The organism is Geobacillus sp. FSL K6-3411 (assembly GCF_037965715.1).
GTDB lineage: Bacteria > Bacillota > Bacilli > Bacillales > Anoxybacillaceae > Geobacillus > Geobacillus thermodenitrificans.
Genome location: NZ_CP150187.1, coordinates 1,598,403 through 1,620,744, shown reverse-complemented (window position 1 = coordinate 1,620,744; position 22,342 = coordinate 1,598,403). Strand labels below are relative to the sequence as shown.

26 protein-coding genes, 1 pseudogene and 1 riboswitch are annotated in these 22,342 nt (G+C 49.4%); of the genes and pseudogenes, 7 read left to right on the top strand and 20 right to left on the bottom strand.

The window, feature by feature from the left end; all coding sequences use genetic code 11:
• Positions 1-85: 85 nt before the first annotated feature.
• Positions 86-1,084 (bottom strand): biotin synthase BioB, encoded by a 999-nt coding sequence (gene bioB, locus NSQ22_RS08160; protein ID WP_339264463.1) that lies wholly within the window; start codon positions 1,082-1,084, stop codon positions 86-88.
• Between the two features lie 194 nt (positions 1,085-1,278).
• Complete coding sequence (locus tag NSQ22_RS08155; protein ID WP_041264397.1) at positions 1,279-2,718, bottom strand: NAD(P)/FAD-dependent oxidoreductase; 1,440 nt, start codon at positions 2,716-2,718, stop codon at positions 1,279-1,281.
• A gap of 180 nt (positions 2,719-2,898) precedes the next feature.
• Here NSQ22_RS08155 and NSQ22_RS08150 point away from each other — a divergent pair.
• Positions 2,899-3,486: pseudogene (locus tag NSQ22_RS08150) on the top strand (DUF502 domain-containing protein); the annotation flags it as partial.
• Between the two features lie 69 nt (positions 3,487-3,555).
• On the opposite strand, the gene NSQ22_RS08145 reads toward NSQ22_RS08150, so the two are convergent.
• A complete protein-coding gene (locus NSQ22_RS08145) occupies positions 3,556-4,494 on the bottom strand; it encodes a magnesium transporter CorA family protein (RefSeq protein WP_008879295.1) in 939 nt (312 codons plus the stop codon).
• A gap of 309 nt (positions 4,495-4,803) precedes the next feature.
• The gene (locus NSQ22_RS08140) at positions 4,804-4,947 is read right to left on the bottom strand and encodes a hypothetical protein (RefSeq protein ID WP_165478175.1); all 144 of its coding nucleotides are present in this window, start codon (positions 4,945-4,947) and stop codon (positions 4,804-4,806) included.
• A 181-nt stretch (positions 4,948-5,128) separates the two neighbouring features.
• On the opposite strand from NSQ22_RS08140, the gene NSQ22_RS08135 reads away from it, so the two are divergent.
• On the top strand, positions 5,129-5,419 hold the full coding sequence (locus NSQ22_RS08135; RefSeq protein ID WP_008879296.1) for a HesB/YadR/YfhF family protein: 291 nt from the start codon (positions 5,129-5,131) through the stop codon (positions 5,417-5,419).
• A gap of 24 nt (positions 5,420-5,443) precedes the next feature.
• Here the strand turns inward: NSQ22_RS08135 and NSQ22_RS08130 are convergent, their stop codons facing one another.
• The 14 genes from NSQ22_RS08130 to NSQ22_RS08065 form a co-directional block, all read right to left on the bottom strand.
• Entirely contained in the window at positions 5,444-5,851 is a 408-nt protein-coding gene (locus NSQ22_RS08130; RefSeq protein ID WP_008879297.1) for a hotdog fold thioesterase, read from the bottom strand.
• Positions 5,848-6,165 (bottom strand): hypothetical protein, encoded by a 318-nt coding sequence (locus NSQ22_RS08125; protein WP_008879298.1) that lies wholly within the window; start codon positions 6,163-6,165, stop codon positions 5,848-5,850. The genes NSQ22_RS08130 and NSQ22_RS08125 overlap by 4 nt, the downstream gene beginning before the upstream one ends.
• A 14-nt stretch (positions 6,166-6,179) precedes the next feature.
• Entirely contained in the window at positions 6,180-6,596 is a 417-nt protein-coding gene (locus NSQ22_RS08120; RefSeq protein WP_008879299.1) for a thioesterase family protein, read from the bottom strand.
• Positions 6,597-6,711: 115 nt separating this feature from the next.
• The gene (tlp, locus tag NSQ22_RS08115) at positions 6,712-6,939 is read right to left on the bottom strand and encodes a small acid-soluble spore protein Tlp (protein ID WP_008879300.1); all 228 of its coding nucleotides are present in this window, start codon (positions 6,937-6,939) and stop codon (positions 6,712-6,714) included.
• A 29-nt stretch (positions 6,940-6,968) separates the two neighbouring features.
• Positions 6,969-7,112, bottom strand: coding sequence for an acid-soluble spore protein N (locus tag NSQ22_RS08110; protein ID WP_011887312.1), 144 nt, complete (start codon positions 7,110-7,112; stop codon positions 6,969-6,971).
• Between the two features lie 55 nt (positions 7,113-7,167).
• Positions 7,168-7,299 (bottom strand): FbpB family small basic protein, encoded by a 132-nt coding sequence (locus NSQ22_RS08105; protein ID WP_008879302.1) that lies wholly within the window; start codon positions 7,297-7,299, stop codon positions 7,168-7,170.
• Between the two features lie 124 nt (positions 7,300-7,423).
• Complete coding sequence (locus tag NSQ22_RS08100; RefSeq protein ID WP_029760853.1) at positions 7,424-7,951, bottom strand: TlpA disulfide reductase family protein; 528 nt, start codon at positions 7,949-7,951, stop codon at positions 7,424-7,426.
• Positions 7,952-8,069: 118 nt separating this feature from the next.
• Positions 8,070-8,219, bottom strand: coding sequence for a hypothetical protein (locus NSQ22_RS08095; RefSeq protein WP_008879304.1), 150 nt, complete (start codon positions 8,217-8,219; stop codon positions 8,070-8,072).
• A 104-nt stretch (positions 8,220-8,323) separates the two neighbouring features.
• Entirely contained in the window at positions 8,324-9,172 is an 849-nt protein-coding gene (locus tag NSQ22_RS08090) for a sulfurtransferase (protein WP_081157530.1), read from the bottom strand.
• A 115-nt stretch (positions 9,173-9,287) separates the two neighbouring features.
• Positions 9,288-9,560 (bottom strand): YpbS family protein, encoded by a 273-nt coding sequence (locus NSQ22_RS08085; protein ID WP_029760855.1) that lies wholly within the window; start codon positions 9,558-9,560, stop codon positions 9,288-9,290.
• Positions 9,557-9,745: a hypothetical protein gene (locus NSQ22_RS08080; RefSeq protein WP_008879307.1), complete on the bottom strand. Its 189-nt coding sequence runs from the start codon at positions 9,743-9,745 to the stop codon at positions 9,557-9,559. The genes NSQ22_RS08085 and NSQ22_RS08080 overlap by 4 nt, the downstream gene beginning before the upstream one ends.
• A complete protein-coding gene (locus NSQ22_RS08075; RefSeq protein WP_060475819.1) occupies positions 9,745-13,473 on the bottom strand; it encodes a dynamin family protein in 3,729 nt (1,242 codons plus the stop codon). Before NSQ22_RS08075 ends, NSQ22_RS08080 begins: the two co-directional genes overlap by 1 nt.
• 235 nt (positions 13,474-13,708) lie before the next feature.
• A complete protein-coding gene (locus tag NSQ22_RS08070) occupies positions 13,709-14,287 on the bottom strand; it encodes an isoprenylcysteine carboxylmethyltransferase family protein (protein WP_011887309.1) in 579 nt (192 codons plus the stop codon).
• The gene (locus NSQ22_RS08065) at positions 14,284-15,351 is read right to left on the bottom strand and encodes a 3-oxoacyl-[acyl-carrier-protein] synthase III C-terminal domain-containing protein (RefSeq protein ID WP_108437820.1); all 1,068 of its coding nucleotides are present in this window, start codon (positions 15,349-15,351) and stop codon (positions 14,284-14,286) included. The genes NSQ22_RS08070 and NSQ22_RS08065 overlap by 4 nt, the downstream gene beginning before the upstream one ends.
• A 701-nt stretch (positions 15,352-16,052) precedes the next feature.
• Between NSQ22_RS08065 and NSQ22_RS08060 the strand changes: the two genes are divergently transcribed.
• From NSQ22_RS08060 to NSQ22_RS08040, 5 genes are all read left to right on the top strand, one after another.
• Positions 16,053-16,571 (top strand): PadR family transcriptional regulator, encoded by a 519-nt coding sequence (locus NSQ22_RS08060; protein WP_008879311.1) that lies wholly within the window; start codon positions 16,053-16,055, stop codon positions 16,569-16,571.
• Positions 16,572-16,844: 273 nt separating this feature from the next.
• Entirely contained in the window at positions 16,845-17,156 is a 312-nt protein-coding gene (locus tag NSQ22_RS08055) for a transposase (RefSeq protein ID WP_327986587.1), read from the top strand.
• Entirely contained in the window at positions 17,137-17,406 is a 270-nt protein-coding gene (locus tag NSQ22_RS08050) for a transposase (protein ID WP_327986585.1), read from the top strand. The genes NSQ22_RS08055 and NSQ22_RS08050 overlap by 20 nt, the downstream gene beginning before the upstream one ends.
• A gap of 354 nt (positions 17,407-17,760) precedes the next feature.
• Positions 17,761-18,879 carry an ABC transporter permease gene (locus tag NSQ22_RS08045; protein WP_339264458.1) on the top strand — a complete coding sequence of 373 codons (1,119 nt, stop codon included), beginning with the start codon at positions 17,761-17,763 and terminating at the stop codon, positions 18,877-18,879.
• Complete coding sequence (locus NSQ22_RS08040; RefSeq protein ID WP_008879313.1) at positions 18,879-19,568, top strand: ABC transporter ATP-binding protein; 690 nt, start codon at positions 18,879-18,881, stop codon at positions 19,566-19,568. The genes NSQ22_RS08045 and NSQ22_RS08040 overlap by 1 nt, the downstream gene beginning before the upstream one ends.
• 461 nt (positions 19,569-20,029) lie before the next feature.
• Here NSQ22_RS08040 and NSQ22_RS08035 read toward each other — a convergent pair whose 3' ends face one another.
• Both NSQ22_RS08035 and NSQ22_RS08030 read right to left on the bottom strand, forming a co-directional pair.
• Positions 20,030-21,337, bottom strand: a complete 1,308-nt coding sequence (locus tag NSQ22_RS08035; RefSeq protein ID WP_008879314.1) for a nucleobase:cation symporter-2 family protein — start codon at positions 21,335-21,337, stop codon at positions 20,030-20,032.
• Positions 21,337-21,921: a xanthine phosphoribosyltransferase gene (locus tag NSQ22_RS08030; RefSeq protein WP_029760862.1), complete on the bottom strand. Its 585-nt coding sequence runs from the start codon at positions 21,919-21,921 to the stop codon at positions 21,337-21,339. The genes NSQ22_RS08035 and NSQ22_RS08030 overlap by 1 nt, the downstream gene beginning before the upstream one ends.
• Positions 21,922-22,038: 117 nt before the next feature.
• Positions 22,039-22,140: riboswitch (purine riboswitch) on the bottom strand.
• Positions 22,141-22,342 lie beyond the last annotated feature (202 nt).

Here is a 22,342-nt window from a genome sequence, read left to right as displayed (position 1 = left end):
CACCCTTTTCCGTCATCATATACCGTAAGACAATATGTTGCACCTCTTAAGGAAGGGCAACCTTTTAGGCCAACCTTATCAACCGTTATACGGCTCCGATTTGCGGCGCTGGAGAAAACTCGATCTCAAAGCCAAGGTCCTCAAGCATCTTGTAATCGGCGGACTTTTCCTGCCCGAGGGTTGTTAAATAATCGCCGACGAAAATGGAGTTGGCGGCATACAGCCCGAGCGGCTGGAGCGAGCGCAAATTCACTTCCCGTCCACCGGCGATGCGTATCTCTTTTGTCGGGTTCATATAGCGGAACAGCGCCAACACTTTCAAGCAATAACGCGGATTTAATTCATTCGTTCCGGCCAGCGGCGTTCCGTCGATCGCATGCAAAAAGTTGACCGGGATCGAATCGGCATCGAGCTCCCGCAAGCTGCGCGCCATATCGACAATATCTTGCTTCGTTTCTTTCATGCCGATAATAACGCCCGAGCACGGCGAAAGACCGGCTTCCTTCACCGTTTCCACCGTCCGCACCCGGTCATCATATGTATGAGACGTCGTAATGTTCGGATGGTGTTGTTTCGACGTATTAATATTATGGTTGTAGCGATCCACGCCCGCTTCTTTCAGCCTCGCTGCTTGTTCCGGCTTCAACAGCCCGAGACAGGCGCACACTTTCAGACCGAACCGTTCTTTAATTTCTTTCACGGCGGAAACGACAATGTCTACTTCCTTATCGCTCGGACCGCGGCCGCTTGCGACAATGCAATATGTCCCTATCTGCAAACGGTACGCTTCTTCAGCCCCGCGCAGCAGCGTTTCTTTATCGAGCATTTTATACGTCTTCACCGGCGCCGTCGCCACGGCAGACTGCGAACAGTAGCCGCAGTTTTCCGGACAAAGGCCGGATTTGGCGTTCATGATCATATTCAATTTCACCTTATTGCCGTAATAGACCGAGCGGATTCGGTACGCCCCTTGCAAAAGAAGGAGCAGCTCGTCGTCCGGACAGTCGAGTATCGCCAACGCCTCTTCATCGGCCAGCTCGTATCCTTCCATCACCTGTTCGGCTAATGACAGCCAATTCGGCATTTTCCCTCTCCCCTTTCCACATCATTACATTTATCGTAGCGGACAAGATAGATAATTGTCAACCTATTTATAAATTTGGTTTACTATAATTCAACATCCAAAACAGCAACGTCCGCGGTGTTGTGAATGGCCACCTTCGCTCAACACAAAAAAGACAGGCCGCCGTTTTGGGACAGCCTGTCTTGTTCCTTTGCTTAACGCGTCAGTTTTTCAACGATGTCGCGGGCGATCCAAACGCCGCAAGCGCTTGCCTGGGCGAGGCCGCGCGTAATGCCGGCGCCGTCGCCACCGACATACAGCCCCGCGATTTCTGTTTCAAACCGATCGTTCAGTTTTGGACGCGCCGAATAAAACTTCGCCTCAACGCCGTAAAACAGCGTATGCTCAGACGCGAGCCCTGGAGTGACATGGTTAAGCGCTTCTGTCATCTCGATCAAACTTTTCATCGTGTTGTACGGCAAGACAAGACCTAAATCGCCTGGCACCGCCTCTTTTAGTGTCGGTTCAATAAATCCTTCTTTGATCCGTTTCTCCGTCGACCGCCGTCCTTTTAAAATGTCCCCGTATTTTTGCACAATGATGCCGCCGTTAGATAAAGCGTTCGCCAACCGGGAAATTTCATGGGCGTATTCATTCGGCTTATCAAACGGATCGGCAAATTTATGCGAGACAAGGAGCGCAAAGTTCGTGTTGCTGCTGCCGAGCTTCGGATCTTTGTACGCGTGGCCGTTGGCAAGCATAATGCCAGAATGATTTTCGACAACCACGTGCCCCGACGGATTGCTGCAAAACGTACGCACTTGCGTCCCGACCGACGTGTTGAAGATAAATTTTCCTTCATACAAATGCTCATTAATTTCTTGCATGACAATGTTCGATGTTTCGACGCGCACCCCGATATCGACTTGGTTGTTGATCATTCGCAGGCGGCGCTTGCGCAACAATTTGCTCAGCCAGACTGAGCCGTCGCGTCCCGGAGCGATGACGACTTTTTCCGCCGTCAACGTTTCACCGTTTTTCAGGACGACCCCTTTCACTTCATGGCCGTCTTCCGTCCGCTCCGTCACGATATCATCTACTTCTGTTTTAAAGCGCATCGTAATCCGCTCGCGCAAATATTCAAAAATGCTTTGTAAAATCGCTAAGTTTTGCTCTGTGCCTAAATGGCGAACATAGGCGCGCAACAGCTTCAACCCAGCGGCATAAGCGCGCCGCTCAATCTCTTTCACTTTGTCCGTCATCGGGTCGGTAATCGACGTCGTCGCCCCATGTTTTAAGTTGATTTCATCCACATAACGGATGAGCTCAAGCACGGTTGAGGCCGGCAAATAGTCGGTCATCCAGCCGCCAAATTCGCTCGTGATGTTGAACTTGCCGTCCGAATACGCTCCAGCCCCGCCAAAGCCGTTCGTGATCGAACAGGCGGGCACACAGCCGGCATAATCTTTTTTGCCGGCTGGCGGCGGGCATTTCTCAATTTTTTTCTGCAAAATCGGACAGTTGCGTTTATATATATCATGCCCTTTGTCAATGAGCAGCACATTCGCTCCAGGCAGTTTGAGCGTCAGTTCGTAACACGTAAAAATGCCGGCAGGTCCAGCGCCCACCACAATCACATCGTAATGGTTGTTCATTGTGCCATCCCCCATTTCATATGTTCCATTCGGAAGTATACGCGACATTCACCTATTCGTCAAGACAAAAACCGAACTTTTATAGCGATATAAATCTATAATGTTCGACATTATTAATGGTTGTGCAAATCGAAAAAAATTGGTATGTTGATAGAAGGTAAAGGAACGGGAGGAGAACAGATGCGCTTTTTTGTGAAAAATTTTGTAAACGGCATGCTAACGATCGTGCCGATTTTATTAGCCGTCTATGTATGCTATAAAGTGTTCGCTGTTTTGGACGGGTTGCTCGGCCAGTATGTCCGGCCGTATTTGGATGGCCGCTACATCCCCGGCCTTGGCTTGCTCGCAACAGTGGTGCTCATCACTGTTTGCGGCTGGCTATCGACGCAATATGTGAGCGGCCGTCTCATTCGGCTTGTCGATCGGTTGCTTGAAAGCATTCCCTTGATGAAGACCGTTTATTCGGTCGCTAAAGATACGATTGCTTCTTTTGTCGGAGAAAAACGGTCGTTTTCGCAAGTCGTGCTCGTCACAATGCCGGAGAGCGGCTGGAAATGCCTTGGCTTCATTACGATGGACAATGTCGGCGCCTGGCACGATCCGCTTGCTGATTATGTCGCCGTCTATATTCCACAGACGTTTCAAGTCGCCGGGCTTACCCTTCTCGTCCCGAAAGAGCAAGTCGAAGTCATCGATATCTCGCCGGAAGAGGCAATGAAGTTTATCCTCTCCGGCGGCGTCGCGGTCCGCAAACAAAAACGGCTGCCCTATCATTGGGGCAGCCGTTCATATTTCCGACCAACATACGTTCTTGCCAACTCAAATATGTCCTGACCGTTAAAAATATCGTTTTTTCCAAAAGATGTATGCCGTTACTGCCGACAGCGAACCGGCAAGCACCATAGCGACGGCAAAGGCGTACGGGGAGTGTTGGAACGGAATCGGCACGTTCATGCCGTAAAAACTCGCCACCATCGTTGGCAGCGAAATGACGATCGTAATGGCAGTCAAAAATTTCATCACAATGTTTAAGTTGTTCGAGATGACGGAAGCAAATGCATCCATCATGCCGCTTAAAATGCTGCTGTATACTTCCGCCATTTCGATCGCCTGCTTGTTTTCAATAATAACATCTTGCAGCAAATCTTGATCATCTTCGTACATGCGCAAATAGTTCAGACGCATGAGCCGCTCCATGACGATATTGTTCGCTTTCAGCGACGTCATAAAATACACTAAACTTTTTTCCATGCTAAGAAGTGAAAACAGCTCTTTGTTTTTCATCGACTGGTGCAGCTCTTTTTCAATTTCACTCGTCCGCCGGTTAATCTGCTTCAAATAACGCAAATAATATGTCGAAATCATGTAAAGCATTTGCAAAGCGAACCGTGTTTTCATAAACGTGTAAAAGTTTTTGATTTTGTTTTTTGAAAATTCCTCAAAAATCGGATTTTCTTGCAAACAGACCGTAATAAAGCACGTATTCGTAATGATCATGCCGATCGGAATCGTTTCGTACATCGGGCCGTCAACTTCGTCATGGGCGACAATCGGGATGTCGACGATAATCAACACATGATTATCCTCTTTTTCGACGCGCGACCGCTCTTCGTCATCAAGCGCGTCTTTGATCGAATCGATCGGAATGTCTAAATGGTGAGCGATGTAGCGAATTTCATCCTCCGTCGGGGCAACGAGATTGATCCAGCAGCCGTTTTCAATCCGGTCAATTTCCCGCATTTTTCCGTTGGCATCGGACAAATACATTTTCATCATTTGGCATCCTTCCTCCTTTTCACGCGAGGAAGGCGGCGCCTCTTCCTTTCCGCCCGGAGCCCGTTTTCGTATGATGAGCAGCGGGCGAGAAAAGGAACAGGCCGCGTTCCCCGCTATATTCCGGTTCCGGTTCGTTCGAACTTGAACTACTCATAATACGAAAACGCCACTCCTTTCAAAAAAATGTTCCTCAAGTAATGATAACGCGGACCAGTTCATTTGTATAGTAGTTGCCATGAAAAAAAGCAGCCTACTGGCTACTTTATTCATCAAACGGCATAATGTTCAAACATTGCTGCTCCGGCTGCCTTATTCACTCGATGGCGTTGTGTTGAAAAAATCAGACGCTTGTTTGTTGGTTTGTCCTCGTTCTGAACGGCGCGGATGCTTTTTGCTCTTTCCCATTACCCCATCGGATTCGTAACTTGGCGCAAATGGCAGCTTTTTATTCACCGCTCTCACCTCCTTTGCTTTTACTGTTTGCTGCTAGCCGTCATTTTACTCGATTGAAGCAAGGCAAGAGGGTGCTACTTTGTGGAAAGCGTTTTATCCTAAAATTGTCAGCCAATGTTCACACAATCATTTTACCGGCTCCATCCGTTCATTTATAATAAATAAGTGAGGAGGGGAAGCCATGAACATTACGATCACGAAAAAAGCGTTCGATTGGTACAAGCGAGAGCTCGGACTAAAACCCGGTGATGCGATTCGCCTGTTCGCCCGCTACGGGGGATGCGGCACCGTACAAAAAGGGTTTTCACTCGGCATAGCAAAGGACGAGCCGGCAGGAGAGCCAGCGGCGCAGACGACGGTTGATGGCGTGACCTTTTTTGTCGAAGACAGCGACCAATGGTATTTTGACGGGCACGATTTGACGATCGATTTAGACGAAAAAGGTGATGAACCGGTATTTCTGATCCAATAAACAGTGAAAAAGCTAGCCTTAGCGCTAGCTTTTTCGAATGATGGCGATCGTGCAGCGGGAGACGCAGACGAGCTGCCCTTGTTCATCCGTGATGCGTACATCCCACACCATCGTCGTTCGGCCGCGGTGCAGCACTGTTCCCGTTGCCGTCACCGTTCCGCTGCGAACAGCGCGAACATGGTTTGCATTAATTTCTAAACCAACGACGTTTTCCGTTTGCGGATCCACAAGCGCGTACGCGCCGATGCTCGCCACCGTTTCAGCCAACGCGACTGAGGCCCCACCATGCAAGATTCCAGCTGGCTGGTGCGTGCGCTGGTCGACTGGCATCGTCGCCACGACGCGTCCTTCACCAAGTTCGACAATTTCGATGCCAAGTGTGTCAATTAGCGTATGTTTCGCCATTTCTTTCATCACTGTCAAATCGATCATGATTCCTTCCTCCCCCGTTTCGTAAACCGTGCCAGCTCATCAAGCCGCCCTTCTTGCCGCAAAATGCGCGCTTGCGTCTCTCCGAGCAAATCAAAGTGCGGAAATTCATTGCGCCGGTCGATCCACTCTTCTTTCAGCCCGTATTGCCGTCCCCAAGCAGCCAGCTTATCAATATCGGCGCAACCAACTTTCGTCACCGTCGTGCAATGCGGAAACCGTTCGTCATACCAATAATGGGTCAAAAAAGCGATTTCTCCGCGCCTCACTTTCTCCTTCCACGCCGCGAGTTCATGTCGGCGAATGCCAAACGCCATCGCAATGCTCTCCTTTACCGTTTCGCCCGCTCATACGCTTCGTGCCAATCGGGAAAATATTTGCGAATGACGATCGGCCGAAACGTATCGCGCTTGACGCAAACGTGCTGCGACTTGCCGGTCACTGCCACCTCCCCGTCCGGGGCGAGAATTTCGTAGCCATACGTGACACGGATACCATCATAAGCGTCGATCCATGTGCGGACGGTCGCCGTTTCCCCGTAATGAAGCGGTTTTTTGTACGACACTTGCAAGTCGATGACCGGCGAAATGACGCCCTCTTTCTCCATCTCGGCATAATGGAAGCCAAGTTGTTTGATTAACTCCGTACGCCCAACTTCCATCCAAACTAAGTAGTTTGCATGGTAAACGACGCCCATTTGGTCCGTTTCCGCATAGCGCACTTCAATTTGTTTTTCTGCTACTTTCATGTTCGTTCTCCCTCCATTTTTTGCCGGTTCTCCTCTTTTATGTTACCATTGGTTCGTCCGGCGGCTCAAGCGGCAAGCAGAAAAAACAAAGCCGCCCCGATTGGGGCAGCTTCGTTTATTGGTAACCGTGTTCGCGAGCAGCTGCTTCATCTTTAATTTCCGCGCGCATGGCGGCAATCGCCTCTTCGCGGCGGCGATTTTTCTCGCGGATTCGCTCCCGCTCTTCAGGAGAAGCAAACTGCATCGTTTCCTCGGCTTTTTCGATGTTTTCAATTGTATTTTGCACCATATCTTGCAACTTTTCGACGTTGTCGCTGCGGTCATCCGGTTTCGGACGTGGCATGACGTTTCCTCCTTCACGCAAGTTTCGGTTCATTCACCCTTCGTTTGGATGACTTGAGCGTGTTGGCCGGACTGGTCTTGCATTTGTTTGCCTTTGTTTCCACCAGCGGCGCGAGGCTGTGTGCCGATATGGTTCGGCGCAAAGTGGTTGGGGCTTCTTTTCGGATTGCTCATCATCTTCGCCTCCTCGCCATCTAGTCTGTCCGCCCGGAGAACCGCTATGCATGGGTTATTCTGCTTTCTTAAGCATCCGCTCTTCCAGCTTTTTCTCGATCTTTTCGAGCGCTTCCCGGTCATTTAGCAATTGCCGCTTATTCTCGCTGATCAATTCTTGGAGAGTCATTTTGCGGGATCGTTTCATTGCTCCAACCTCCCCTCACTTTTATTGTACTTTTATTCATGCCCAAAAAAGATAAAAATTATGACAACTTTTCGAAAAATAATGAGTCATGAAAAAAAGCGCCTTCCGTTAAACCAACTGATGGTTAACGGAAACGCGCTGTTTCTTTCTCAAGCCGAGCCGCAGTCACCGGACCGACGATTTTTTGCCGAATGACGCCGTTCGGATCAATGATATAGGTCGTTGGAATCGTTTGAACCCGATAGTAATGAAGCGCTTCGCCGCGGACATCTAAAGCGACAGGCAGCGCTAACTTCTTGCTTTTCACAAACCGTTCCGCATTATCGAGCGTGTCTTGTGTAGTCAAATGAACAGCAAGCAATGTGACTTCACGACCATGCTGTTTGTAAAACTTCTCAAGTTCCGGCATTTCCTTTTTGCACGGCGGGCACCATGACGTCCAAAAGTTGAGGACGACCGCCTTGCCACGCAAATCAGACAGCTTGACCGGCTCGCCGCCAAGCGTCGGCAGCGTCAGATCGGGGGCAGCATGGCCGATTTTCGGGCCGGTTTCGGTTTCGCTTGCCTCATTCGGTTTCTCCGCGGCCATCGCGTTCCAAAGGCCGTATCCAGTAACCGTTAAAAACAACAAAATGACCAACCATTTTCGCACCTTTTTCCCTCCCTGCCGGCCAGCGTCCTTTGGCATTCTGTCCATGATTATAGCACATACGTTTGTCCTTGCCAACGCTAATGATTGCACCAAAAAACGAGGGACACCTCCCTCGTCGTTAACGGATGTTTTTATGGTCATTTTTCATTTTTTCTGCTTCCACTTCAGCGTAGGAAGCGAATTCGCTCGTCCACTCGTTAAAACCATTTTTCTTTTTCGCGTTGTTGTTCCGTTGGGCATTGGCATTACCGAGCTTAGTCCGTCCCATGCGCTCTCTCCTCCTCTAGTTCAGTCAATTCACGCATAGTATCGCCCGCCGGAGAAAAACTATGCATGGGACGGCGGTCCTGCCATACGCTTGCCTGAAAACATTTATGCAGAAGATGACGGATCGTCCGTTTCGACCGGATGGTCCGGGTAGGAAATCCAGTCGCTGAAACTGCCGACATACAGCCGAACGTTTCGGTAGCCGGCTTCTTTTAATGCGAGCACGTTCGGACAGGCAGTGACGCCGGAGCCGCAATAGACGATCAACGGAGCCTCACGGTCAAGATCGGCAAACCGAGCGGCTTGATCGGCTGCGCTTTTCCAATAGCCTCCTTCTGCCACTCCATCTTTCCAAAACCGATGCACTGCTCCCGGAATGCGGCCAGGTCGGCGGTCGATCGGTTCTTCTAAACCGGCGTATCGCTTCCACTCGCGCGAATCGATGAGCACGGCCGATCGATCGCGGACAGCAGCGCGCACCTCATCGACCGTTGCCAGCCATGACCGATCGGGCTGCGGCTGAAACCGCCGCGGCGACACGGCAGGAATCGTGTCGGTCACCGGATACCCTTTCTTTTTCCATTCGCTGTAATTGCCGTCTAACACATAAACGCGCTCATGGCCAAAATAGCGAAGCAGCCACCAACAGCGCGCAGCCATCGCCCCATGTTGATCATCGTAGACAACGACCGTCACCGTTTCATCGATGCCGGCACGGCCAAACACCTCTGCCGCCTGAGCAGCGGACGGCAGCGGATGACGCCCCCCATGCTCCGCCACCGGACCGGACAAATCGCGTTCCAAATCCATATACACCGCTCCAGGAATATGATCGTCCTGGTAAACGGCCGCTCCTTTAGACGGATCACCAAGCCAAAACCGGCAATCAAGAATGCGGATGTTTTCTTCAGACAAATGAGTAAGCAACCATTCATGGGAAACGAGAGACGCCATGTTCTTCTCCCCCTTTTCATTTTGCCTGCCAATCAGCCTGCCCCTAGGAGGATGGACGGGCAGCCGCTGCTCCTATGGGCTGCAGCTTGATGACAGCCTCATCTATTCCCCGCTGTTACGATCGCTTTCCTTCAAGGCGGCTCACATATTCGCGCACCATTTCCGGCGTCACGTACCGGCGGGTCGGTACGAGGCCCCCTTTGGCCAGTTCATTCATTTGTTTCGTCACTTCATTGATCAGCTCGACCGTAAACGACTCGCCGCGGCGGCACCGCTCGACCGCTTCTTCGATATGCCGCTCGCGCTCAGCATCGAGCATGGCAAACTTTTTTAAGATGGCGTGCTGCTTTTGTACGTGGGCAGTAATCGCTTGATGCACTTCACTCAATGGTTCTCGTCCTTTCTTGCTTCTTTTTCCATCAAACGCTGGACATTAGGTTTGGGTATCCAGCAGTTGAATTGGTAATTCGGTTTCGTCGCATAGCCGAGCCGGCGGCAATACGTGTATAACCCGTTGGCCCGCTTTTCTATGCCGTAGTGGATACATGTCGCACAAGCGTGAAACCGGTTCATCAGCGCGCCTCCCTGTCTTCTCTAGAAAGAAGGCCGCGAAGCGCCGCTTCGATCCGGCTGAGCGCCTCGGAGTCTGCTGTTTCAGCGAGCGCTGCCATTAAACCGTCCATATAGCTGTCAACTTGATCGGTGAGCGCAGCCGTAAGCGCAGCGACGGCATCCTCGTATTGCTTGGCATATACGGAGATGAGCCGCTCTTTTTGCTCGGCCAAATACCGATCAACCGGCTCAACGAGCGCTGCTTCAATCTCTTCTTTCATCCGCCGCTTCTCATCGCGCTCAAAAAACGATTTCGCGTTTTTATAGAGTGAAAGCGCCTTAGCAAACCGTCCCCGATCCACATCGCTAAGGGCGTTGGCGAACTCCGGTGCCGCAAAAGCAAACGACTCCGGCGGCACGAGTGCGAGCGCCTCATCAAGGCGGCGAAGCTCACTGCTCAAGCGAGCGAACTGCTCGGCAAGCCGTTTATGCAAAAATGCCTCAACACGCAAGCTCGTTGCCCGCATCTCTTGCGCCAAATCAAAGCCAACGGACGCAAGCAGCTCGTCAAGACAACGCTCAAGCACCCGGCGCACTGGACCTTGGTCGTCGCGAAGCACCGACGGATTGAACGCCTCTTTAAACGTGTCATTCAAGCGGAAAAAGGCACGCTGTTTCACGTAATAAAGCAGTTCGTCGGCTTCTTGGCCAAGTGCGTGCTGGCCGTAGGCATCGACGGCATCGGCGAGCACGGTGCGCATTTTTACCTTGACTTCCTCAAGCGCGCGCCGCTTCGCCGCTTTTTCCGCCTCGCTCTGCCCAGCGGCCCGCGCGTATTCCGCCGCCGTCTGCCACGCCCGCTCGAGCTCAGCATAGGCGCTCTCGACCGCCACCTCAGTCAGCTCTTCCGTCAAGAAACGGAAAAAGTCTGCTTCGAAGGCGGGCAAACCGGAATCCGCCAAGACGCCGCGCGCGCTAGGCTCCACCCCCATTTTTTCCGCCAGCGCCATGCGGCTTGAGAGAGCATAAAGACGCGGAAAACGGATGCCAAAACGGGCGAGCTCATCGTTCATGTAGGCGATGACAGCATCAAGTTCTTCCTTTGATTGAGCCAAGTCGGCCGCATTGATGATGAAAAACATTTTGTCAAGCGCAAACGCATCTTTGACCCGCCCGAGCTGAAGCAAAAACTCGCGGTCCGCTTTCGAAAACGCATGGTTGTAATACGTCACAAACAGTAGCGCGTCCGCATGTTTCATATAATGGAACGCCACTCCGGTATGGCGGGCGTTTAGCGAATCGACTCCCGGCGTATCGACAAGCGTCACCCCTTGGCGGGTGAGCGGACAGTCGGCATACAGCACAACCTCATCTAAGAAACACGACACCGCTTCGTCAGCCACATACCCCTCCAGCTCCTCGAAACGGATCGACAGCGTTGCCCCAAATCGATCGCACATCCGCTCGTAGCCGGCCGCAACGGCCGCCAAAAAGGCAACATGCGGCTTTTGCGCCGGATGTTCGGCCCCAGACTCGGCAAGACGGGCACAGAGGCGAAGCGCTTCCTCCCATGTATCCGCCTGATGGCCGAACTGGCTGAGCGATGCTTGTATATCAGCCCAAATTTGCGATTCGCTTTTCACTTTTACGATCGCCGTACCGTGCGGGTGCTCTTTGTCGGGCGGTGCGATTTTGCTGATAGCGGCGGTCGTCGGGTTCGGCGAAGACGGCAAAAGCGGTGCGCCAAGCAAAGCGTTGGCAAGTGATGACTTGCCGGCGCTGAAAGCGCCAAACAAGGCAACCGTAAACGCGCGCGTGCGGAGCCGGCTCGCCTTGTCGCGCAGCGGGCCAGCGAAACGGCGCAACAAATCCGCTTGTTCAAGGTAAGCCGCCGCTTCATCAAGCCGGTCGGCGGCCTGTTCGCTACGCCGTTTTCCACCGGCTGACGGCGTACGGGATTCCCCTGTTCTTTCGTCCTCCAATTCGTTGCCAGCCACCGCGCCTTTCTGACCGAGCGCTTGCTCTTTGGCAGCGACTTGCTGTTTTGGCGTTTCCACATGGCGCGCCTTGCGGAAATCAGGCGGCGCAGTCAGCAAAGCAAGGCGGGTCTCATCAAGCGTTGCGTCATCACCCGGAGCGGCGATGAGCTGTTCAAATGAGCGTTGGCGCTCTTCCCGCTCGAATTTGAGGCGGGCGAGGCGGCCGATGAGCTCCACCTTTTCACGCGCCCTCGAAAGCTCATCACTCAATGCATCCATTTGGGCAGCCGCCTGTTTGGCGATTTGTTCCAAGAGCTCAGCAAACAAGGTGAACGCCGAGTCACGGTAACATTTTTTCAGCGCTGCAGCGACCTCATCCGTATAGTTTAATAGCGCCGCACCGCTTGTATCCGCGCCTTGTTTGACGAGGCTGGCGAGCAGCGTCGCCTCCCACTCCACCGTCCATTGCTGGCACTTACCAAGCCAAGCACGGTCAGCATTCCATTCGTTTCCAACCCGAAGAAGCAACTGGCGGACGTGCCATTCAATTTGCGCCTCCGCTTGTGCCTTGACGCTTTCGTAAAACGCAGCGAACCGCCGTTGTCGCTCCTCTTCTGTTTTCGCCTTTGCAAACCACCACCCCACCTTAAAATCGGGCCGCATGGCCTGCAAGTACGCTTCCGCCCGCGCTCTTGTTTCAAACGGCATCAAATAGGCGTTTTGTAGCACGTGCTCAAGTTCGGTCCGAAATGTCTCCTCCACCCGCTTGGGTGCCGTCTGCCACTTAGCCAACTCCGTCTCCAACCGTCCAAGCTCCTCCATAGCCGCCGCCTCATCATCCGCGCCGCCAAGCTTCTGAAGCTGCATGCGCATTTCTTGTTCAAGCGGCTCATGTCGGGTACAAAGCTGTTCGATATGACGGTCGGCGATCCGTTTTAAACCGGCTTCGGCGCCGCGGACGAGCCACTCATCTTTGTCCGCAAACAACTGACGCAAACAGGCTGACAGCTCATGCCATTCGTTATGCGGATGGTCCGGCGCTTTTAACGAGAGGAAAAACAGGCCGGCCGCCTCGACTTCCCAACTTCGGAACGCCCTAGCCGCCGAGTCGCGAAACGCAGCAAACGGCAGTTCGTCCTCACGGTGTTTGTCGATTTGATTGATGATCAAATAGACGGTTTTTCCTTCGTCCGTTAATTGTTTCGTAAATTGAAAGTTTAATTCCGCTTGTACATGGTTATAATCCATGACATAAAAGACGACATCAGCTAAATGAAGTGCAGACTCGGTCGCCAGTCGGTGGGCGTCGTCCGTCGAGTCGATGCCCGGCGTGTCCAAGATGGCGACTCCTGGCGGAATGGCGTCTGTTTCACGACTAATCTCAATCCATTCAATCGTCTCCCCGTCCCGGCATTGAGCACGAATCAGTTCCGGATCGTACGGCGGTTCGTACTCGACCGGCGCATCACGGTGGTAAAAGACGCGCACATAATCCCGACCGGCTTTCACTTTCACAAGATTCGCACTCGTCGGAATCGGGCTCGACGGCAACAGCGGTTCGCCGAGCAGCGCGTTGATCAAACTTGATTTGCCGGCAGAAAAATGACCGCAAAATGCGACAATAAGCTCCCCGGCTGCCATTTTTTCCATAAGCTGCTTCACTTTGTTCGCGTTTTCTTTGTCCCCCGTTGTCTGAAGCTGTTCATACATCTCGATCATTTTCGCCAGCCACGGCCGCAATGACGGCCGCTCAGTTGCAACATATCCCATGACCCAAACCCCTTGTTTCCGTCAATATCGTTTACATTCATTTTACTGTATTTCGTCCCATTTCCCAATAGAAAAACAAAAAAATCCCGCCCGTTCGTTTGGCAAGCAGGAGTTAGTTGGAAATATGCTTGTTTCCCTTTGTGTCAACCGCAAAAGGGCGACCGCTGTTGCCAAATAAGAACGATCCGCGGTCCCCTTTCGCTGATTAGCTGTTCCTGTTTTTTCATGCAGTTGCTTAAACGCGCACGACCGTTTTTCTTCCTAGCGGCAAAAAACGCGGCCGAGCCTGAAACGCCTCCTTATAATCAGTGAACGCTGACAGCGCCTGTTCTTCAGCGGTGATGCGAATGGATAACATGATTGCGTTAAGAAGTGAAAAGATAAGCGCGGTCATAGGTGCTTGGAACAAAAGCGGCAGCAACACGATCTCCAAAGCGACGACGACATAATTAGGGTGGCGGATCCACCGGTACGGTCCTTTTTTCACGACCGGGCGGTCGGGCACGATCAAAATTTTCGTATTCCAAAAGCGGCCGAGCGATAAAATCGTCCATACGCGCAGCCCTTCGACAGCAAGAAAGAACGGAAACAAAAATGGCCAGCGTGGCGACGGGCGCGCGCCTTTTCGCAGTGCCTCAACAGCCAACGACAAAAGAAAGAGTATATGCATCAATACAATCCACGGATAATGGCGGGCGCCAACCTCTTTCGCTCCGAGTGCTTTCACATACCGTTCGTTCCGTTTTGCAAGCACAAGCTCAAACAAGCGCATCCCAGCCACCACCAAAAATACGAATGCAAACCGCATCATCATCCCTCCCATTTAAGCAGCACCATCTCGGCGCTAAAGCCAGGGCCGAGGGCGACGAGCAGCCCATACCCAGGCGCAAGCGGCTTCTGCATCACTTGCTCCAGCACAAAATAAACGGTGGCTGACGACATATTGCCATACTGGGCTAACACCTCTCTAGCAGCCTCTGTCTGCTTCGGGCCGAACCCGAACGCTTCTTCGTACGCCTCGATCACTTTCTTCCCGCCCGGGTGGGCAATAAAATAGCGAAGGTCACTGAGCAGCAGTTTGTTTTCCTGTAAAAACGATTCCACTTGCGGTCGCAGCCAGCTGCGGACGATTGACGGAATATCTTTCGAAAAGATGACAAACAGCCCTTCATCACGAATATCCCAACCCATCACGTCCTCCGAACGAGGCATAAGCACCGACCGAGCAGCGATGATACGCAGCGCACCGCTTTTTGGCGCCGCTTCATCGCCGGCGACAAGCACACATGCCACCCCGTCAGAAAAAAGCGATGTGCCGATTACATTGCTTTTTGATAAGTCATTCGCTTGGAACGTCAAACTGCAAAACTCAGCGGCAATCACGAGCGCTTTGGCATTAGGAAACGCTCGGCAATAATCGGCTGCTCGAGCCAGTCCCGCTGCCCCGCCCGCACAGCCAAGCCCCCAAATCGGAACCCGAACGACAGAAGGTGAAAACGGCAGCACGTTCATCAGCCGCGCCTCGATGCTTGGCGTCGACAAACCGGTCGTTGAGATGTAAAACAGCGCATCGACCGCTTCATACGGAATCGGGCCGGTAGAGGCTTTATGCAAGCAGTCGTTGACGGCCTCGCCACTGTAACGAACGGCACTGTCGATATACACCTCATTTTTCTCCCCGAAGCCGCGCGGCAGGCTATACCAAGCAAGCGGCTTGACAAAGGTGCGCGTGCGGATGCCGCCGTTGTCAAACGCCTGCAGCAGCCGTTCAGCGCGCATTAGACGCCCGGCAAACAACTCGGCGACATAACGTTTCACCTCATGTTGAGAAACCATGTATGGCATCTTTGCGGTGCCGATAGATAAAAGGATCGGCATACAAACACCTCGGTTTGTTCTTCTTTTCTATTAGAGTGTGCAACAAGCCGGACTATATGCAGGCGAAAACACATTTATACGCCTATTTTTTCGGAAACAGCAGGTCGATTTTCTCCTTTTCTTCGTGGCCGACAGAAAAGCAGCATAAAAAATGAAAGAAACGTTATGGCAAACAAAAAAACAGGTGTGGGCAAAACCAGCCTGTTTTGGAAGGAAAAATGGTCATAAGCGGGGACATCTATAAAGACGTTTGTTGTGTATCCAGCTTTCAAGATGCGGATTTCGCTTTCCTACTCAAGCAAGCATAGTACAAATGATTGAGGAATGAGCCCTTGCCAGATTCGTTTAGCGACACTTCGTTGACTTTTTGCTGCGTTCTGTGAGCGATGGTTTCCTAGCCGAAAAGCGGCGGGATATTTCATGTCCCTTAATGTCTGTGACCATCGATCAATTTAACTATTTGTTCTTTGATTGCTTATATCCTATAATGAATTTAAAAATCGATAAAGATGATTATTCCGATTAAAAAATGATGATGGGGCCCTGTTAATATAGATATTAAACAGTCGATAACTTTCTAAAAATAACGAAGAAAATCCAAACTTTACCCAAAACTCCAAAATATTGAATTGACATTCAATTGACTACCAATAAAATATACGAGAGAACGTAGAAAGAGTGTGAAAGAAAGGAGGATATCGGTGGAACACCGCTCACTAATTCTACTTGGGTTACTAATGGGACAAAGCCAACACGGATATCAGATTAATGAATTCATCGAAAAAAACCTAAGTATAGTTACAGATATGAAAAAGTCTACTGCTTACGCTACGCTGGATAAACTACATCAAAAGGGCTTTATTGATATTAAGTTTGAGCAAAAAGGAAATAGACCCATCCGTAAAGTGTATTCTATAAATGAAAGAGGTCGAAAGTATTTTTACCAATTGCTATTAAACAATCTGTCTTCTGCTGAAAGTGTTAATTATCAAGGGGATATTGGGCTAATGTTTATTGATTTTCTTCCTATGGACCAAGCAATACCAGCCTTGAAAGAACGATTAAAGAAAAACAAAACACTAATTGATCAACTTAAACAAACCCCTGTACATGTAAATCAAACTGGTGTTAATCTTGCAGTCGAACATAAAATTACAATGTTAGAAGCAGAAATTTCCTTTCTTGAAAAAACCATTCAATCTCTTCTTTATTCGAATTAAGTTTTATATACTTATGATGTTAAAGCCACCGAGGATTCTTTTTTATTACCAACGCAGAACGTGTTACAAAACACATAACGAATGCATAAATGCACATAAAAAATCCACCACCTTGGAAATCATATACAGTGACCAAAAGAAACTACCGGGGGGGTGGACACGATCATGATTTCTAATTTCGTGATCGAACATGCACTGATGGGTGAAATTGATCCTCTTTTAGAGGCATGATTTCGATACATCGACCAACTTTCTTTTCTGGAAACATCGTATGTGACAGGAAGACCCCCAGTGTCTAAAAAGGGACTGCTCACATGTTTCTTTTTGAAAACCTACTTCGCGATGGATTCTTTACGGCAGTTGGTGAACATCCTCCACCGGTTTGGCTATTTCCGACGAATTTGTGAACGTCTGGAGGTTCCTCATCTGTCTACTTTTTCAAGAGCCAGTCAATGGTTTCAAGAACAAAGATTTTCCGATTGGAATGACCAACTTCTAAACGATTTAGGTGTTCAAAAACCAAAAGTAGTGATGATCGATCGTACAGCTCTTCGAAGCAGCCTGTATGATTCCCAAGCAAATTAGGGCATGTCGACTCGGTACCATTGGTTCAAAGGAGATAAACTGCATCTGTGTACCACCACGGAAGGGATCCATTTTATCCCATGTTTTGACTACCGCCCATCGAAATGACGCAGCAGTGGCACCGGAACTGCTTTCGTCTCTGCAAGGATGGGACATCGAGTTTGCACTTGAGGATGCCGCCTATGACAGGGAACAGATCTGTAAAACGGCCGAGCAATGGGACATCTTTTTCGTTTCCCTGATGAACTGACGCAATAGCGAGGAACGACACGATGCCTATGGCCGGGTGATCCCCGTCTTCTTGAACACTCGATTTGGAAAGTGGCTGTTTGGTCTCCGTAGCACCATCGAACGAGTATTTAACCAATGAAAGATGAATGGGTTAGAACAACCTCGGTGGCACGGGCTTCATCGCTATCTATTACATGTGCAATTATGCATACTCATCCATCATTTTGAGTTTTTACTCTAGTTTTGCAACACCATCAACGCAATAAACAAATAATTTTTTTGCATATAGTCACATTTGACTAATCACAAAAAACTAATAAACTCTAATTAATCAAATGTGATTAAAAATTTTTTATAGAAGGAGTGGCGTACATTGTTTCTTGCTATAAGAGAGTTAAAGCATGGAAAATTACGATTTTCAATGATTGGGCTTATTACTGTCCTGATTGCATGGTTGGTATTCATTCTTTCGGGACTGGGTAATGGCCTTTCCACTCTTAGTGCAGCAACATTTAAAAATATGAATGCCCATTATGTAACTTTTGAAGAAGGATCGAGAGCCTCTATGAGCCGATCGTTATTGAGTGAATCATTGGTAAAAGAACTGGAAAACCAAACTAATGTTACAGCTGCATCAGCAATGGGTGCAACCATGGGAACTGTATTTAAGTCTGCTTCTGCTGATAAAGTAAAAGTAGATGTTGCCATCTTGGGAATCACACCTGGCAGTTTTCTAGAACCGAGTGTGATCGAAGGCAAGCCACTTCAAGCAGATAAGCCTTTAGAAGTTATAGTCAATGATACGTTAAAGAAAAAAGGCTTTAAGATTGGTGATACGCTGGAAATAGAAGGCTCATTAGAAAAAGTGAAAATTGTAGGGGTTGTTACAAATGAAACATACAACCATTTACCGGCTATTTTTACTACTCTAGATAAATGGCGCTCTATTCAATTTGCAGCACCGGGCTCTGATAAAGGAATTGAAAAACCTGTAAATGCCATTATGCTGCAAGGGGAAAATATTGATCCAGAGAAATTAAATAAGCACTTCAAGAATACTGAAACAGTCACCAAGGCCGCAGCCATACAAGGAATGCCTGGTTATAAAGAAGAGAATGGCACGATTATGATGATGCTCGCCTTCCTTTTGGCTATCTCGGCATTTGTAATCGGAGTATTCTTTTATGTACTTACCTTGCAAAAGTCGAATCAGTTTGGCATTTTAAAAGCCATTGGTGCCAGCAATCGTTTTCTCGGAAAAGCTATTGTATCTCAAGTATTTCTATTATCATCAATTAGTATTGTGGTAGGAATCTTGTTAACTTATGGGACAGCCCTTATTCTTCCGGATGAAATGCCATTTTCACTTGATACTAAATTAGTTGTTGTTTATGCCCTTTTATTACTTGTAGTTTCGATTTTAAGTTCCTTGATTTCCGTTCGAAAAATTACAAAAATCGATCCGCTTCAAGCGATTGGGAGGATGGAATAATGTCCGTAATACAATTCAAGAATGTCTCTAAACTGTATCAACAAGGTGAAAATCAAGTTCTTGCCCTTGATAATGTCTCCCTAACGGTGGAACAAGGTGAGTTTATTGCTGTCATTGGTCCATCAGGTTCAGGTAAAAGTACATTTCTAGCGATTGCAGGTGCATTGCTTCATGCAACGAAAGGTGAGGTCATCATTAACGGTAAGAGCCTGAATGAATTAAAACCTAAGGATTTGGCCCAATTACGGCTCAAGGAAATCGGATTTATCTTACAAAACAGTAATCTCGTCCCTTATTTAAATGTTCTGGAACAATTACTTGTCGTGAAAAGAATGTCAGGGAAACTTGTAAAGGAAGATAAGGAATTCGCTAAAGAATTGTTACAAAGCCTCGGTTTAGCAGCAAAAATGGAAAAATTACCCGAACAATTATCAGGAGGAGAACGCCAACGAGTTGCAATTGCTCGAGCTTTTATAAACAATCCTTCTATTATTTTGGCAGATGAACCAACAGCAAGTCTTGATTCGAAAAACGCCCATGAAGTGGTTCAACTCATAGCAAAAGAAACAAAAACAAGAAACAAAGCAGCGATTATGGTTACCCATGACGAACGAATGCTGGAATACTGCGATAAAGTGTATAAAATGGAAGATGGCAAACTAAAACGCGATGATTCTTTCAGTTTTTAAGATGTAACACCGAACAAGGATCCCCGTTCTGGGGGAGAGTAGTCATTATTTCAGAGGTTGCTTCGACTTTGGAACCAAACGAATCATCATTTACTTATAGCAAAACCCCTGCTTTTAATGAGTAGGGGTTTTGTTTATGAATCGGGAAAGAAACAAGAGTAAGCATGTTAAGTCCTATTATATTCATATAACAGAGATGTAATCTCACGAAATTCAAATAATTACCAGATCAGAATTGAACTTCAAACTCGCTTTTTCAAATTTTCACAAAAACCTCATTTACTTTTGATATGGTTCACCACACATTATCTAAACACATAGTTGATTTTTTTCATGGCAAATAAAAAAATGTCACCCCCGTTTTCTTAATCAATCTGATCAGAAAACGTTGATGACATGTAGACGACACTCTAACATATTTTGAGTCTAAATATGTTGGATATTTAGAAAGGACAACACGATTAGGAAATTTTTTGTTCCTGCAACGGCAATGTAGCCGATCTTCTTACCTTACCGAAATGGAAGACTGCATTTAAGATGATGGCCGTCATGCTGCCGGCGACGATGCCGCTATCCGTCAAAATGCGGAGGCCGGCCGGGAGCTCGGCGAATAAGTTCGGTACCGCCGTCACCCCGAGCCCCACGCCGATCGAGCAAGCGATAATCAGCAAGTTTTCTTGCACAGTCAAGTCGACTTGGCTCAACATTTTCACGCCATAAGCGATGACCATGCCAAACATGGCGAGCATCGCCCCGCCGAGCACCGGGGCTGGAATGATCGTCGCCACAGCGGCGATTTTCGGCACAAATCCAAGCAAGATGAGAAACAGAGCGGCAGCATAAATGACGTTTCGCGTTTTCACCCCCGATAATTGAACGAGGCCAACGTTTTGCGAGTATGTCGTATACGGAAACGCATTTAGCAGCCCGCCGACGATGATCGCCAACCCTTCGGCGCGGTAACCGCCCGCCAAATCCTCATCCGTCAACCGGCGACGGCAAATATCAGACAACGCGAAGTAGACGCCGGTCGATTCGACGAGGCTGACGATAGCGACCAACACCATCGTCAAGATGGCCGAGCCATGGAATGATGGAACACCGAAATAAAACGGCTGCGGCAGATGAACCCACGATGCTTCGGTGACGGCCGTCCAGTCTACTTTTCCCATCACGGCCGCGACAACAGTGCCGGCGGCCATTCCAAGCAAAATGGCAATCGAGCGAATGAAGCCTTTGAAACAGCGGTACAATACAACAATGAGCGCGAGCACGCCAAACGACAGCGCCAAGTTGGTTGGATCGCCGAAATCTTCTGCTCCTTGTCCTCCAGCCATATTGTTCACAGCCGCCGGAATGAGCGTCAAGCCAATAATTGTTACGACCGAACCGGTGACAACCGGAGGGAACAACGCCCGCAACTTGCCGAAATACGGGCTGATGAGCACGACGACAAGCCCAGCGCAAAGGATCGAACCATATACGGCTGTCATTCCGTATTGACCGCCGATGGCGATCATCGGCCCGACCGCCGTAAACGTACAGCCAAGCATGACCGGCAAGCCGATGCCAAACAACTTATTCTTCCATACTTGCAAAAACGTCGCGATGCCGCACGTCAATAAATCAACGGCTACTAAATAGGTGAGCTGCTCTCCCGATAGCTGAAGCGCACCGCCGACGACAAGCGGAACGACGATCGCCCCGGCATACATTGCCAATACGTGCTGAATGCCTAATGACCCGATTTGCCACCATTTCATTTTCATCAGCTCATCACCTCTTCGTGAAATCGAATGACGCCATCGCTGAGCGAGGCGATGCGGGCGAGCGAAACGACGCGGAATCCTTGCGAACGAAGGAGCCGGCCGCCGTCTTGAAACGCTTTTTCAATGACAATACCGATGCCGACAACATCCGCTCCAGCTTGACGGACGACCTCCACCATCCCGAGCGCCGCTTGGCCGTTGGCTAAAAAGTCATCGATAATCAGCACCCGGTCACTGCTATCCAGTAGCGGCCGGGAAACAATGATTTCGTTCGTCTCCTTCTTCGTAAAAGAATATACTTCCGCGCGATACACTTCACTAGTCATCGTCAGCGGTCGCCGCTTGCGGGCAACGACAAGAGGTACACCGAGCTCATAGGCAGCCATAAGCGCCGGGCTAATACCGGATGACTCAAGCGTTAGCACTTTCGTCGGCCGCTCACGGTGAAACTGAGCAGCAAACTCCTCACCGATCCGTTTCATAAGGTGCGGGTCGACTTGATGGTTTAAGAAGCGGTCGACTTTGAGCACTCCGTCCGCGACGACCTCCCCCTCGGCGGCAATTTTCTCGAGCAATTCGCGCATACTGATTCCCTCCAATAAAAAAAGCTTAAAAAACACCGGCCTCACCCATTCCATGAGTCAGGCAATGTCTTTTAAGCCGAAGCAAAACGGAAGGCACAAGGCGGCCATGACCGCCTCCCTCCTGACATTGCCACTCATAGTCAGCCGATTTACGGTCGGCTGGTAGAGACTCGCAAGCCGTATTCTTGCGATTATATGAGTGAGTCAGCGTGATTCATTTATTAGCAGTATACCATGAGCGACAGCGGTTGAGAAGCATTTTTTACTAAAAAAGACGAACATTGATGGATAAAAAATGACAATTATTCGCTTTTATCCTTTTACTATCATTCTCATTCTTTTCATTAACAAAACCAATGCCAGCTACGCCACAACGAAGAACCATCATTCATTGCAGCACCTCTTTTTTTCCATCTTGTTC

Bases quoted from the DNA above. Each gene is read 5' to 3' on its own strand.
- bioB (WP_339264463.1), bottom strand. From the start codon at position 1,084: ATGCCGAATTGGCTGTCATTAGCCGAACAGGTGATGGAAGGATACGAG.
- NSQ22_RS08155 (WP_041264397.1), bottom strand. From the start codon at position 2,718: ATGAACAACCATTACGATGTGATTGTGGTGGGCGCTGGACCTGCCGGC.
- NSQ22_RS08145 (WP_008879295.1), bottom strand. From the start codon at position 4,494: ATGATGAAAATGTATTTGTCCGATGCCAACGGAAAAATGCGGGAAATT.
- NSQ22_RS08135 (WP_008879296.1), top strand. From the start codon at position 5,129: ATGAACATTACGATCACGAAAAAAGCGTTCGATTGGTACAAGCGAGAG.
- NSQ22_RS08130 (WP_008879297.1), bottom strand. From the start codon at position 5,851: ATGATCGATTTGACAGTGATGAAAGAAATGGCGAAACATACGCTAATT.
- NSQ22_RS08125 (WP_008879298.1), bottom strand. From the start codon at position 6,165: ATGGCGTTTGGCATTCGCCGACATGAACTCGCGGCGTGGAAGGAGAAA.
- NSQ22_RS08120 (WP_008879299.1), bottom strand. From the start codon at position 6,596: ATGAAAGTAGCAGAAAAACAAATTGAAGTGCGCTATGCGGAAACGGAC.
- tlp (WP_008879300.1), bottom strand. From the start codon at position 6,939: ATGCCACGTCCGAAACCGGATGACCGCAGCGACAACGTCGAAAAGTTG.
- NSQ22_RS08110 (WP_011887312.1), bottom strand. From the start codon at position 7,112: ATGAGCAATCCGAAAAGAAGCCCCAACCACTTTGCGCCGAACCATATC.
- NSQ22_RS08105 (WP_008879302.1), bottom strand. From the start codon at position 7,299: ATGAAACGATCCCGCAAAATGACTCTCCAAGAATTGATCAGCGAGAAT.
- NSQ22_RS08095 (WP_008879304.1), bottom strand. From the start codon at position 8,219: ATGGGACGGACTAAGCTCGGTAATGCCAATGCCCAACGGAACAACAAC.
- NSQ22_RS08090 (WP_081157530.1), bottom strand. From the start codon at position 9,172: ATGGCGTCTCTCGTTTCCCATGAATGGTTGCTTACTCATTTGTCTGAA.
- NSQ22_RS08080 (WP_008879307.1), bottom strand. From the start codon at position 9,745: ATGAACCGGTTTCACGCTTGTGCGACATGTATCCACTACGGCATAGAA.
- NSQ22_RS08075 (WP_060475819.1), bottom strand. From the start codon at position 13,473: ATGGGATATGTTGCAACTGAGCGGCCGTCATTGCGGCCGTGGCTGGCG.
- NSQ22_RS08070 (WP_011887309.1), bottom strand. From the start codon at position 14,287: ATGATGATGCGGTTTGCATTCGTATTTTTGGTGGTGGCTGGGATGCGC.
- NSQ22_RS08065 (WP_108437820.1), bottom strand. From the start codon at position 15,351: ATGCCGATCCTTTTATCTATCGGCACCGCAAAGATGCCATACATGGTT.
- NSQ22_RS08050 (WP_327986585.1), top strand. From the start codon at position 17,137: ATGATTCCCAAGCAAATTAGGGCATGTCGACTCGGTACCATTGGTTCA.
- NSQ22_RS08040 (WP_008879313.1), top strand. From the start codon at position 18,879: ATGTCCGTAATACAATTCAAGAATGTCTCTAAACTGTATCAACAAGGT.
- NSQ22_RS08035 (WP_008879314.1), bottom strand. From the start codon at position 21,337: ATGAAAATGAAATGGTGGCAAATCGGGTCATTAGGCATTCAGCACGTA.
- NSQ22_RS08030 (WP_029760862.1), bottom strand. From the start codon at position 21,921: ATGCGCGAATTGCTCGAGAAAATTGCCGCCGAGGGGGAGGTCGTCGCG.